Below are 13123 nucleotides of genomic sequence, written 5' to 3'. Positions count from 1 at the left end.
CACCCTCGACCCAGGAGAGAACCAATGGCCCGCATCCTCGTGTCCGGCGCAGGCGTCGCCGGCTTCTCGCTCGCGTACTGGCTGCTCCGGGACGGCCACGACGTGACGATCGTCGAACGTGCGCCCGCGCCCCGCCAGGGCGGCCAGGGCGTCGACATCCGCGGGGCAGCCCGTACCGTCGTGGAACGCATGGGCGTCGGCGACGCCGTCCGTGCCGCCCACACCGGCGTGCGCGGCTTCGCGCAGATCGACGGGACCGGACGCCGGCGCGTCGAGATGCCCACCGAGCGGCTGGGCCACTCCGGTGGTGCCGTCGCGGAGATCGAGATCCTGCGCGGCGACCTCGTCGCCGTCCTGCGCGACGCCGCCGAGGCCGCCGCGGCGTCGGCGGGCACGGCGTCGTCGGGCACGAGCAGCCTGACCTACCAGTTCGACGACACGATCACCGCCGTCGACCGGCGACCCGGCGGTGTCGCCGTCGAGTTCGAGAAGGCCGCCCCCGCGCGGTTCGACGTCGTCGTCGGGGCGGACGGCGCGTTCTCCGTGACGCGGCGTCTCGCGTTCGACGGCGCGTGGCGGGCCGTCGACTCCGGTTACCACCGCGCCGTCTTCGCCGTGGACGACCCGCGGGTGGCCGCGGAGTCCGGCGCCGAGGACTGGATGACGATGTACAGCCTGCCCGCGGGCAACGGCGTCGGCGGGCGGAACGTGCTGTTGTACCCGGCGCGCGGGGGAGCGCGTGCGATGGTGCACTTCGCCTCGGACCCGCTGGGGCTGGACCGGCGGGACGTGGCGGGGCAGAAGGAGGCCGTGGCCGAGGTGTATGCCGGGGCCGGGTGGGTCGTGCCGCGGCTGATGGACGCGATGTGGCGGGCCGACGACTTCTACTTCGACCGGCACCAGAGGATCGAGGCGTCGTCGTGGCACCGGGGGCGCGTGGCGCTGCTCGGCGACGCCTGCGCCGCGGGATCGGTGGGGATGGGGACGTCGATCGCGATCGTCGGGGCGTACGTCCTGGCCGCGGAGCTACGGGCAGCCGGTACGAGGGACGACGACGTCGCCGCCGCGCTCGCCCGCTACGAGGCGCGCGTCCGGCCGTACGCGATCCGCAACGGCAAGCCGTTGCCCGGCGGGCTGCGCGGGTTCCTGCCGTCGTCGGAACGCGAGATCCGGACGCGGCTCGCGATCGGCGGCCTCCTGATGCGGACGCCGCTCGCGCGCCTGATGACGGGCCTGGACAAGAACGTGGACGCGATCGAGCTGCCGGAGACCTGGTCGCCCCGCGCGAGGGCGGCCTAGCCGCCGGGCGCGGTCCGGTCGCCCCAGAAGTTCTCGGTCTCCCCGCGCGAGGGTGAACTAGCCGGACATCGGCAAGCGATCCGGCCGGGTCGTGCCGCGCGCCGGTCCGGCCAGCGGGCGGGGGGCGACGCGGGCCCGCGAGCTCCGCCCGGTCTCAGCATGTTCTCAACCTTGGCTCGATACGCTGCGGTTATGCCCCGATCCTTGCGGTCCCTGGCGATCGACGCGTGTGCGGATCCGGATGTGATCGACGTCCAGGCGCTCAGGCTGCCGCCCGGCATGCCGGACGATCCGACGTGGTGGATGGCGGAGATCTTCTCCTTCGGCTCGGCGCCCGGGCCGGTGCGCGCGCTGATGGCACTGCGTCAGACGCTGGCACCGATCGTCGGCGCGAGCAACACGCGCAGCTCGCGCGAGGTGTTCGCCGTGGAGTCCGCGGACGACCGGGAGGTGCTGGCGTACGAGCACGACCGGCACCTGGACTTCTGGCTGGGCGTGGCGGCCGACGACGGCCTGCTCCAGCTCACCACCGTGGTCAAGCTGCACGGCTGGCGGGGCCGGGTGTACTGGGCGCCGGTCGGGGCGCTGCACGGCCCGATCACCCGCAGCATGATGCGCCGGACGATCCAGCGCACGGCGGCACGCCAGGTGCTCGGGTCCTGAGGTCACGTACCACCCGTGACCGGTCGGAGGTCTCGGGCCGCCGGCCCGGGTGCGGGCAGGTCAGCGGATCTCGCGGTTGCCGGCTACCTCCGCCGCGATGCTCCACATGTCCATGCGGGCCTGGGTCAGCCAGCGCTGCTGGTCCAGGACCTGCAGGGCACGGCGGATGACGTCGGCGGATTCCTCGCCGCGGCCGAGGGCGCTGCGGATGATGCGGTCGTCCTCGTCGCTCGGGCTGAAGATGATGGTGCCTGCCATCTGCCGAGTGTCACCCGAGACGGGCCGGATCGCTTGCGGTGGGAGTGGAGCCGGCGGCGTCGTCGGGCTCCGGGGCCCGGGCCTGTGCGGACCGCTGCGGCCGGGAGGTGCTCGCCGAGCCCGTCACGATCGCCGTTTCCGGAAGGACGAAGCAGCGGCGGCACAGGGCCTCGTAGGTGAACGTGCCGTCGTCGGGCAGCGGTTCGGACGCGCCCAGCGGGTCCAGGAAGGGGAGGCCGTCGCTCAGCACCTGGGTGAACGCCGCGTGCAGGTCCTGGCAGCGGTCGCAGACGGCGCGGCGGTAGCGGACCTCGGTCGGGCCGAGCTCGAGCAGGGCGCGGATCGTGGCGAACAGCTCGCCGCGGTGGTCGAGGTCGATGCCGCAGGCCAGCACGCGCGTGCCGCGCAGCACGAGTTCCTCGACGACCCGGACGTCGCCGGGCGTGAACATGTGGACCTCGTCGATCGCGACGACGTCCTCGGTGGTGTGCAGCAGCGGTTCGAGGGTGTCCAGCTTGACCGTGGGGACCGACGCGCCGGTCCGCGAGACGATGCGCGCGTCCCGCACGTGCCGGGCGGACTGGACGACGGCGCAGCTCAGCCGCGAGTACGCCAGCGGCGCCATCTGCGCGATGAGGTCGAGCGACTTGCCGGACTTCATCGGGCCGAGTACCAGCGACAGCTCCACCGATGTACTCCCCGTGCTCTGCGGCAGGCCGATCCTGCCGCAGAGCACTGTAACTCCCAGCGGACCCGGTGGTGCGGCGGGCGGTCCGTCCCCGGGTGACGGGTTGGTCACCCGGGGACGGACCGGCCGCGGTGCGTCAGTACGCCTCGGGGAAGTGCAGGTCGGTGACCTTGATGTGGACGGCCTCGACCTCCAGCTCCAGGAGGGTCTCGACCGTCTCCACGATGTCGGTCCGCAGGCGCGCGGCGACCTCCCGGACCGGGTGCCCGTACTCGGCCACGAAGGCGATCGTCACGGTCGCGACGTTGTCGGCGATCTCGACGGTGGTGCCCTCCTCGTCGACGGCGCGCACGCCCTCGGTCCGGGCCACGGCGGCCTCGACGATCCGCTCGACGATGCTGTCGCTCACGACCGTCTCGCCCCGCTCACCCGCGGCGGCGCGAGCGGCGACGGCGGTCGCCGCGGCGGCGCCGGCGACCTCGGTCGTGTCGGCGGTCAGGTCGTCGGCGGCCACGGGGGTGTCCGTGACGGCGTCCGTGCCGGTGGCAAGTGACTCGTCGGTCGTGACGGAGGTCTCGTCGGGGACGACGACGTCGCCGGCCGGCGTCTCCTCGGCGGCGGTCTCCGCCTCGCCGGTCCCGGTCGCCGCGAAGGTCTCGTCCGTCTCGCCGGCGGCTGCCGTCTCGTCGGTGGGGTGAGCCGCGGTTGCGTCGCCGGGCGCCTCGGCGCCCTCGTCGGTGGTCTCTCCGGCGTCCTCGTCCGTGCCTTCGGTCGCGCCGGCCTCGGCCGACTCCACGTCCGCGGTCTCCTCGGCGGGCGCGCCTGTCTCGTCGACGGGAGCGGCCGCGTCGGCGGCGAAGTCGAACTCCGGCTCGGTCTCGCCGGCGACGGTCTCGGCCGAGGGCTCCGCGATCGCGTCCGCGCTCGTCTCGTCCTCGGTCACGTCCGCCGTGGTCCAGGTCTCGGTGTCAGTGGCCGCGTCCTCGGTGGTGACGTCGTCGGTCGCCGCGTCTTCCGCCGTCTCGCCCGTGGCCTCGTCGTACGTCGCGGACTCGTCGGCCGCCGTCTCGTCGATGGCGGACTCGTCGGTGGCGGTGCGGTCCGCTGCCGTCTCGACGGTGGCGGTGTCGTCCGCCGCCTCGTCCGTGACGATGTCGTCTGCGGCCGACTCGTCGGTAGCGGTGTCGTCGACCACCGTCTCGTCCGCCACCGTCTCGTCCGCCACCGCCTCGTCGGTGGCAGCCTCGTCGGCGACCGCGTCGTCGGTGACCGTGTTGTCCGTCGCGGTGTCGTCCGCGGTCGCTTCGTCCGTGGCGGTGTCGAACGCCGTCGTCTCGTTCGTGGCTGTCTCGTCGTTCGTCGTGTCGTACGCGTCGACGACGTCGGTCGTGCCGGTGTCAGCCCCCTCGACGCCGACCTCCTCGACGGTCTCCTCGGCCGCGGCCGATCCCTCGGTCGCCTCGACGGATGCGATCGTTTCGACGGTCTCGGCGTCGGCGGCCGCCGTCTCCGGAGCGTTGTTCGTGCCCGCGAGCTCGGCCGCGGCCGCCGCGTACGGGTTCACGGCCAGGGGAACCGTGTCGTCCGGGCGGGTCGCGGTGAGGCCGGCGGAGACCGCGCCGCTCGCGAGGGCGGCCTCGGCGGCAGCGGCCGCGGTGTCGTCGAACGCGTAGGCGTTGGCGCCCGGGGCGGACGGGCCGGCGGTCGCCGTCGCGGCGTCGGTGACCGCCTGCTCCGGGGTGAAGGTGGTGGTCGCGTCGGTGCCGGGGGTGGCCGCGGCGTCCTCGCCGGGGGCCGTGGTGTCGGCGGGCTCGTTGTTCTGCGGCTCGTTGGCCTCGCCCTTCGAGCGGTGGAAGAAGCCGCTGATGAAGTCAGACATGTGGAGTTTTCCTTCGGGTCGGGGGTGCATGTTTTACCCGCAGCAGGGTGCTCTTGCCGGGCATCCCCGGCGTATCACCGCGCTGTGTGTCTGCTTCTTACTCCCATGACCGAAACTCGGCAACCGCTAGATGGACTCGTTACCAATTCTTCCCGAGAGGTTCGCTACCGGTTCAGGTGAGCGCGAGCGGGGCGGGGAACTCTGCCCATCCCCGCCGCCGGATCGCCTCGGTAGGGTCGTCGTCGCACACGCCGAGGCGCCGTTCCGTGCCCGGCAGAGTCGCCGTATTCGAGGGGGCACGATGAATCGCCGGAAACTGACCGTGATCGGGACGGCCGTGACGGCGGGGCTGGCGCTGGCAGGGGTCCTTGCCGGGCTGTCCGCGACGGCGCTGACGCCCGCCGGACCGGCCGGCGGGCGGCCGCCGGCCGATCCGGCGGCGCTCAGCCTCGCGGCCGAGCGCGGCATCTCGGCGCAGGAGGCCGAGCGCCGTCTGGGCTGGCAGCGGTCGGCCGACGCCGTCGCGCGGGACGTGACGGCGTCGATCGGCGCCGACCGGTTCGGCGGGCTCTGGATCGACCCCGCGGACGACCGGCTGAAGGTCGGCGTCGTGGCCGGGGCCGGGACGGCGTCGTCGGACCTGACGCGTGCGGTCGGCCGCGTGGCCGCCGGGCACGACGTCGCCGGCGCCGTCGACGTCGTCCCCGTCGCGCGCCCGGAGCGGGAGCTCGCGGCGGCCAACCGCTGGATCGCGAGCCGGGTCGAGGCCGCGAGCGCCGGGGCCACGGGAACCCTGAGCACCGGGTACCGGCCGTCCCGGGGCACGGTGCTGATCGGGGTGCCCGCCGAGCCGTCGGCGGCTCAGCGCGCCCTGGTCGAGGCCGCCGGGCGGAAGTTCGGCGACCTGGTCGAGACCTACCGGACCGAGGGCGAACCGGTCGCCCGGGCGTGCGGGTTCCCGTACTGCGACCCGCCGCTGCGCGGCGGGGTCCGGACCTGGGGCGGTGGCGGCTGCACGCTGGGCTTCATCGCCCGGAGCCGGGCCGACGGCAAGCTGTACGGCCTCACCGCCGGGCACTGCGTCACGAAGGGCACCATGTACTACACGCTCTTCGCCACCGACCAGTCGTCGCACTGGATCGGGCCCGGGCACAACAGGGTGTTCGGCGGCTCCGGCGACGCCGGGATCATCGACATCTCCAACCCGACGGGCTGGAGGCCGCGGGCGTGGGTGTACGTCGGCGAGTCCCCGGCGCGCGACGGGGTCGGCGGGACCAGCCGGGTGACCGAGTACACCATCACCTCGGACGGGTCGAGCCGTGAGGGGATGCGGGTCTGCAAGACGGGGGCGACGGCCGAGACGACCTGCGGGCGGGTCGACGCCGTCGACGTGACGGTCGACTACACCGACGGCCCGGTGGTGAACCACCTCGCGCAGGCCAACCTGTGCAGCAAGTCGGGCGACAGCGGCGGGCCCGTGTTCGCCGACCACGTCGCCTACGGGCTGGTGTCCGGCTCGCGGACCGGCACCTGCGTCAGCTTCTACCAGGGCGTGCGGGGTGCGGAGAACCTGATGAACGTCGACGTGGCGTTCGCGGGCTGAGCCGGGTCCGCGACCGGGCCCGTGTGCGGTCCCGGCCGGGGGCACCCGCCTCCGGAATCGGAGCGGCCCCCGACCCGGTCACCGGGTCGGGGGCCGCACGCGGTGGCTCAGCCGCGCGGCGCCAGCAGGCTCGCCGCCTCCTGGCGGGCCGTGACCGGCTCGCCCAGGTGCGCCAGGGCCGCCGGGATCTCCCGGCCCTTCTTCGTCATCGCCTGGCCCCAGAGGCGCCCGGCGCGGTAGGACGACCGCACCAGGGGGCCGGCCATGACGCCCAGGAACCCGGTCTCCTCGGCGAAGTCGGAGAGCTCCACGAACTCCTCCGGCCGCACCCAGCGGTCCACCGGGTGGTGCCGCACGGACGGGCGCAGGTACTGGGTGATCGTGATGAGGTCGCAGCCCGCGGCGTGCAGGTCCACCAGCGCCTGCTTGACCTCGTCGATCGTCTCGCCCATGCCCAGGATCAGGTTCGACTTCGTCACCAGGCCGGCGTCGCGCGCCCGCGTCAGCACCGACAGCGAGCGGTCGTAGCGGAAGGCCGGCCGGATCTGCTTGAAGATGCGCGGCACGGTCTCGACGTTGTGCGCGAGCACCTCGGGACGCGACTCGTTGACCACGTCGAGCAGCTCGGGGATGGCGTTGAAGTCGGGGATCAGCAGCTCGACGCCGGTGCCCGGGTTCATGGCGTGGATCTGGCGCACGGTCTCCGCGTACAGCCAGGCGCCGCCGTCGGCCAGGTCGTCGCGGGCCACGCCCGTGACCGTGGAGTACTTCAGGCCCATCTTCTGCACGGACTCGGCCACGCGGCGCGGCTCGTCGCGGTCGAACTCGGCCGGCTTGCCCGTGTCGATCTGGCAGAAGTCGCAGCGGCGCGTGCACTGGTCGCCGCCGATGAGGAACGTCGCCTCGCGGTCCTCCCAGCACTCGAAGATGTTGGGACAGCCCGCTTCCTCGCACACCGTGTGCAGGCCCTCGCCCTTGACCAGGCCCTTCAGGTCACGGTACTCGGGGCCCATCGTGGCCCGGGTCTTGATCCACTCGGGCTTCTTCTCGATGGGGGTGGCCGCGTTGCGCGCTTCGACGCGCAGCATGCGACGGCCCTCGGGTGCGATGGTCACGCTGATTCCCCTCCCAGGTCAGGGTTCTTCCGAGCCAGCCTACGACGTCCCGGTCCGGCGACGTTCACGGTGGCTGCCCACGGGCACGTGGGCTTGGTCACCCGGCTCGTACGGCCTGATCAGCCGTCATGAAGCGGCAACCGCGCCGGCGGGCGCGATGTTCCCGGCGGCGAGCAGCGGTGCCAGGTGCCGCCTCAGGGCATCCTCCAGGACCGGCAGGACCTCCCCGACGGTGACGTCGCGGCCCAGCTCCGCCGAGAGCGACGTCACATCGGCGTCGTCGATGCCGCACGGGATGATCTTGCCGAACGCGGCCAGGTCCGGGTCGCAGTTCAGCGCGAGGCCGTGCATCGTGACGCCGCCGCCGGCGACCCGGGCGCCGATCGCGCAGATCTTGCGCTCCAGGCGGGGGGTGGCGCCGTCGGGCAGGGACGCGGCGTCGTCGGCGGCGATCCACACGCCCGAGCGGCCCTCGACGCGCATGCCCTCGATGCCGAACCGCGCGCAGACGTCGATGACCGCGGCCTCGAGCGTGCGGACGTAGCCGACGACGTCGAGCGCCTGCGCGAGACGGACGATCGGGTACGCGACGATCTGGCCGGGGCCGTGCCAGGTGATCTTGCCCCCGCGGTCGACGGTGATGACCTCGGTGCCGTCCGTCGGGAACTCCCGGCGGTTGGTGCGGCGCCCGGCGGTGTACACGGACGCGTGCTCCAGGAGGAACAGGGTGTCCGGCGCCTCGCCGGTGCGGACCTGCTCGTGGGTGCGGCGCTGCAGGTCCCAGCCCTCGTGGTAGTCGACGTGACCGGTCAGGCGCTGGATGTCGATGGGGTTCTCCACCGCCTCAGGTTACGCCGGGGCGATGCGGCGGGCGCTGTCTCGTTGCTCACGCCGGGACCGGCGTGCTCCCGCGGCCTCGCCGGATCGCTAGCCTGGGGACATGGCTCTCGACGTGCGGCCCGCGACGGTCTTCGAGGACGTCGCCGCGCTGGTCGGGCCCAAGCGGCCCGATGCCGGTGTGTGCTGGTGCCTGAGCTACCGGATCCCGTCGAAGCTCAACAACGAGCTGCGGGGGACGGCCCGCGGGGAGTACGTCGCGGAGCTGCTCGGGTCCGGGCCGATCGGCGTGCTCGCGTACGACGGCGCGGAACCGGTGGGCTGGGCGGCCGTCGCGCCGCGGGCGGCGACGTCGTTCGCGCGGAACCGGAGGATCCCGCACGTGGACGACCTGCCGGTGTGGTCGCTGTGGTGCGTCCGGGTGCGGCCCGGGCATCGCGGCAAGGGGATCTCGCACGTGCTGATCGAGGGTGCCGTGCGCTTCGCGGCCGAGAACGGCGCCCCGGCGATCGAGGCGTATCCGCTGGACAACGGCGACGCGAAGGTCGATCTCACGATGGCCTACCCGGGGCTGCGGAAGAACTTCGAGGCGGCGGGGTTCCACCATGCGGCGGACACGACCTCGGTGCTGAACGGGTTCCCGCGCGTGCTGATGCGGCGCGAGCTCGGGTCCTGAGCCGCGCGCGCCGGGCGCGGTCGGCCGCTCCACCCGGGAGCCGGGAGCCGCCGTGGAGGCCTCCCCATCGACGATGTCGATACCCGTTCCTGCCATCTCCTCGGGTTCCGCTCCAGGCACGTGCCTCGTTCCTCGGCCCGTACCTTCCTAGGCGCCCTTCCTCGGCGCCCTTCGTCGATGTCAGTCAGTCCCGCTACCTTGTGCGTCATCCCCGGCGGGCGCCGGGTCTCCGTGGGGAGACGTGCGCCCGGGTGCGGGAGACGACTCATGGACGACGGCGAGGGGTAGACGGAGATGTTCCAGGCTGTGCGCGACAAGGCGGGCCGCAAGGGCAAGGTCGCGGAGGCGGTCGTGTCGGACGCGCTGAAGGTGCTGCGGATCGAGGGTGACGCGCTGCACGAGCGAGCCGTGGCCTACGTGCTGGAGGGGGAGGGGCCCGAGCTCGTGCTGGAGCTGGCGGGCCGGGACACGAAGGACCTCGACCTCGCGCTGAGCCGGCCGGGATACGTCGGCTGGACGTGGACGAACGAGAACCTGCAGAAGCGGGTCAAGAAGGTGACCTCGGGCAGCGGGATCGAGGCGGTCGCGAAGCTGCGCGGCAAGGTCTACGCGAACGCCGAGGTCACACCCGAGCAGCTCTCTCGCCTGGGCCGCCTGCTGGCCGCGATCGCCGACGACGACGCCGGGGTCGCCGCCGCGGTGCCCGGCTGGTTCGGGATCCTGGCCCAGGATCTCGCGCTGACGCGGGTGTGCCGCCAGGAGAAGGGCGTACCGGCCTGGCGTCCGGAGCAGCTGGAGGCCGTCGCCGTGGCCGGCGGGATCACCGGGGACGACGCCGCCGCCGCGGTGGTCCAGGTGCTTCTGGCCCGCCCGCGCGAGCGGTACTACGGCTCGCAGGCCGACCTGGGCCGTTACCTCCAGGTACCGGAGGCAGCGGCGTACCTCACCCGGCACTGGGCCGTGGCCGGCGCCGAGATCCGCAAGCTGGGCGCGGAGGGGAAGAAGTCCTTCTGTGCCTGGATGAAGCTGAACCACAACCCGCAGGAGCTGCGGGTCGCGCTCGTCGCGCTGTGCGGGGACTCCGCCAAGGGCGTGCGCCGGGCGGCCGACGACGCCGTGGCCGCCCTGCCCGGCGACGAGCAGGTGCGCCTGCTGCGGACGCTGCTCGAGTCCGCGCCCCCGAACGCGCTGGACGACGTCGTCACCCGCCTGGTCGGGGCCGAAGGCGGCGTGGCGGCCATCGAGGAGGCGCTGGCGGCGGCTCGGGCGGCGTCGTCGGACGCTCGCACGGCGAAGCCGAACGCGCGGACCGCGGTGCTCGAGAAGGCGGTCGCGCGGGCGCAGACGCTGGGTGAGGCGGTCCAGAGCCCGATCGAGGTGCCGCCGTTCGAGCCGCTGGCGGACGCCGAGCTCGGCCCGGAGGTGACCGCCGCCGCCGTCGCCCACCACGACCAGCTCCTCGTCGCGGCGCGCGAGCACCTGGTCACGGCCCGCGAGGAGCACAAGCAGTCGCACGATCACCCCGCCGGCAAGTGCTGGTACGTGAACCGGGCCGAGCAGGAGGTCAGGTCACTGGAGCGGGTCGGGGCCGCGGAGCTCGGCCAGATCGTCGACATCATGTCCGGCCGCGAGGACGTGCCCCAGGTGAGCAAGGTGATCAAGCGGCTGATGCCCGCCGGCGGGTGGCTCACCGACCACCTGCGCGAGGTGGTCCCCGCGGCGACCCCGCTGCACGTCCTGCGGCTGGTCGCCGCGACCGGGCAGTCCGACAACCGCCTGTGGTGGCAGCTGCGCGGCCGCCTCGACGCCGTCACCGACCTGCGCGTGCTGGCCGACGCCGTCGTCCGGGCCGGGATCTCCGACCCGGACGACAAGATCGCCGACCTGGTGTTCCACCGGTGGTGGGGGACCGAGGAGTTCCCCGTCGAGCGCATGTGGCAGTACTTCGCCGGCCACCTCGACCTGCTGGAGAAGTACCTGGTGCCGCGGGGCGAGTACGAGTACGGGCACGCCGTCGGCAGGGTGCTGGAGATCCTCCGCCACTTCCCCGCGGTGCCCGCCGTGCTGCTGCCGCGGCTCAGCGGCCTGGCGATGGGTACGGCCAAGACGCACCGCCTGGCCGCGCAGGACGTGCTGGCCAAGCACCCGCAGGCCCGGGCGCTCGCGGAGCAGGGGCTGACGGACGGGAAGTTCGAGGTGCGCATCTCCGCGGCCGGCTGGCTCGCGAACCTGGGCGACAAGGAGGCGATCCCGGCGCTGCGCACCGTGCTGGCCGCGGAGCGGCGCGAGGACGTGCGCGCGGCGTTCCTCACCGCGCTGGAGACCCTGGGCGACGACATCGCCGAGCACCTGTCGCCCGCGAAGCTGGCGGCGGAGGCGGCCAAGGGGCTGAAGAAGAAGGCGCCCGTCAGCATGTCGTGGTTCCCGCTCGACGCGCTCCCGGACCTGCGGTGGGCCGGCGGTGCGGCGGTCCCGCGCGAGGTCACGCGCTGGTGGGTGGTGCTCGCGGTCAAGCTCAAGGAGCCGAGCGGCGAGGGCCTGATCGCACGGTACGTCTCGCTGCTCGACGACGCCTCGCGGGCCACGTTCGGCTCGTACGTGCTGCGCGCCTGGGTCGCCCAGGACACGCGCGGCCCGTCGGCGGCGGAGTCGCGGGAGCACGCCGAACGGGCGGCGCAGCGCGAGTTCGACTGGGCGCAGCAGTACCTCAAGCAGTACCCGAGCGTGGAGTGGGCCCAGGAGCGCGCCGCGGTCCCGCTCGACGAGCACTACCGCCGGGCCTACCGGTCGCACCAGGCCACCTACCTGGGTTCCGCGACCAAGGACAAGGGCATGCTCGCCCTGAGCGTCGGCATGCCGGGCGCCGAGCTGGCCACCGCCGCGCAGCACTACTTCAAGGCCCACCCCCAGCGGCGCTCGCAGGCCGAGGCCCTGGTGCGGGCGCTGGCCGCGAACGGCGACCGGCCCGCCGTCCAGCTGCTGCTCGCGGTGTCCCGCCAGTTCAAGCTGCGCACCGTGCGTGAGACCGCGGAGACGCTCGCGGAACAGCTCGCCGAGGCGCGCGGCTGGACCGCGGACCAGCTCGCCGACCGCACCGTGCAGACCGCCGGGTTCGAGGCCGACGGCGTGCTGCGCCTGGCCTTCGGGGAGCGCGAGTTCACCGGCCGCATCACGGACGCCTTCACGATCGAGCTGCGCAACGACAAGGGCAAGGTCGTCAAGACCCCGCCGAGCACCCCGCAGGGCGCCGACGAGGAGACCCGCGCCGTCTACAAGGAGGCCCGCGCCCAGCTCACGTCGAGCAAGAAGGAGCTCAAGGCCGTCGTCGAGCTCCAGACCCGGCGGCTGCGCGAGGCCATGACCACGGGCCGCAGCTGGTCCGTCGAGGAGTGGCAGGAGTTCGTCGCCGGGCACCCGGTGATGTCGCGCCTCGCGGCACGCGTCATCTGGCTGGCCGACCCCGGGACGCCCGCGCAGCGCGCGTTCCGGCCCGACGACGGCGCCCTGCTCGGCGTCGACGACGAGGACGTCACGCTCACCGACGACGGCCGGGTGGGCATCGCGCACGCGGTCACCCTCCCGGGCGGGAACGACGGCGCCGACACGGCCGCCGCCTGGCGGGAGCACCTGACGGACTACGAGGTCGACCCGCTGTTCGGGCAGCTCGATGCCGCGATGCCGGAGGTGGCCGACGGCGCCGTCCAGGTGACCGACCGCAAGGGCTGGCTCTCGGACTCGTTCACGATCCGCGGGCGGATGTTCGCCGCCGGCTGGAAGCGCGGCGAGGCGCAGGACGCCGGCTGGTACTACGAGTACGTCAAGGAGCACACCGCCGCCGGGCTGGTCGCCGAGATCGAGTTCACCGGCTCGTTCTTCGGGGAGGAGAACATCCCGGCGGCGGTCAAGACGCTGTCCTTCCGCAAGCCCGGGACCTGGGGCGAGCGCGGCCTGGTGCCGCTGGCGGACGTCCCGCCGGTGCTGCTCGCCGAGGCGTACGCCGACTACCTGGAGGTCGCCGGGGCCGGTGCCTTCGACCCCGACTGGGAGAAGAAGGCCCAGTACTGAGCCGGCCGGGGCCGTCGTCACCGGCGGCCCCGCGACCCGG

Annotated in this window: 10 protein-coding genes; 5 read left to right on the top strand and 5 right to left on the bottom strand. The window is 73.5% G+C overall.

What is annotated here, in order from left to right; translation table 11 throughout:
• Nucleotides 1-24 precede the first annotated feature (24 nt).
• Nucleotides 25-1299 (top strand): FAD-dependent monooxygenase, encoded by a 1275-nt coding sequence (locus ABD208_RS13320; RefSeq protein WP_344103619.1) that lies wholly within the window; start codon nt 25-27, stop codon nt 1297-1299.
• Between the two features lie 192 nt (nt 1300-1491).
• A complete protein-coding gene (locus tag ABD208_RS13315; RefSeq protein ID WP_344103616.1) occupies nt 1492-1962 on the top strand; it encodes a DUF2867 domain-containing protein in 471 nt (156 codons plus the stop codon).
• 60 nt (nt 1963-2022) lie between these two features.
• Here ABD208_RS13315 and ABD208_RS13310 read toward each other — a convergent pair whose 3' ends face one another.
• The 3 genes from ABD208_RS13310 to ABD208_RS13300 form a co-directional block, all read right to left on the bottom strand.
• Nucleotides 2023-2220, bottom strand: coding sequence for a hypothetical protein (locus ABD208_RS13310; RefSeq protein WP_344103614.1), 198 nt, complete (start codon nt 2218-2220; stop codon nt 2023-2025).
• A gap of 10 nt (nt 2221-2230) precedes the next feature.
• The gene (locus ABD208_RS13305; protein ID WP_344103612.1) at nt 2231-2908 is read right to left on the bottom strand and encodes a thymidine kinase; all 678 of its coding nucleotides are present in this window, start codon (nt 2906-2908) and stop codon (nt 2231-2233) included.
• 136 nt (nt 2909-3044) lie between these two features.
• Nucleotides 3045-4787 (bottom strand): Asp23/Gls24 family envelope stress response protein, encoded by a 1743-nt coding sequence (locus ABD208_RS13300; protein WP_344103610.1) that lies wholly within the window; start codon nt 4785-4787, stop codon nt 3045-3047.
• 301 nt (nt 4788-5088) lie between these two features.
• Here ABD208_RS13300 and ABD208_RS13295 point away from each other — a divergent pair, with 301 nt between their 5' ends.
• Nucleotides 5089-6390: a S1 family peptidase gene (locus ABD208_RS13295; protein ID WP_344103608.1), complete on the top strand. Its 1302-nt coding sequence runs from the start codon at nt 5089-5091 to the stop codon at nt 6388-6390.
• A gap of 107 nt (nt 6391-6497) precedes the next feature.
• Here the strand turns inward: ABD208_RS13295 and lipA are convergent, their stop codons facing one another.
• A complete protein-coding gene (gene lipA / locus ABD208_RS13290) occupies nt 6498-7505 on the bottom strand; it encodes a lipoyl synthase (protein WP_344103606.1) in 1008 nt (335 codons plus the stop codon).
• Between the two features lie 126 nt (nt 7506-7631).
• Complete coding sequence (lipB, locus tag ABD208_RS13285; RefSeq protein ID WP_344103603.1) at nt 7632-8345, bottom strand: lipoyl(octanoyl) transferase LipB; 714 nt, start codon at nt 8343-8345, stop codon at nt 7632-7634.
• A 100-nt stretch (nt 8346-8445) separates the two neighbouring features.
• Between lipB and ABD208_RS13280 the strand changes: the two genes are divergently transcribed.
• Complete coding sequence (locus ABD208_RS13280) at nt 8446-9018, top strand: GNAT family N-acetyltransferase (protein ID WP_344103601.1); 573 nt, start codon at nt 8446-8448, stop codon at nt 9016-9018.
• 294 nt (nt 9019-9312) lie between these two features.
• Nucleotides 9313-13083 (top strand): DUF4132 domain-containing protein, encoded by a 3771-nt coding sequence (locus ABD208_RS13275; protein ID WP_344103599.1) that lies wholly within the window; start codon nt 9313-9315, stop codon nt 13081-13083.
• Nucleotides 13084-13123: the final 40 nt, after the last annotated feature.

This window comes from Myceligenerans crystallogenes (assembly GCF_039529775.1).
Lineage (GTDB): Bacteria > Actinomycetota > Actinomycetes > Actinomycetales > Cellulomonadaceae > Myceligenerans > Myceligenerans crystallogenes.
The sequence above is the reverse complement of the archived record's forward strand: the minus strand, read 5'-3'. Positions and strand labels throughout refer to the sequence as shown.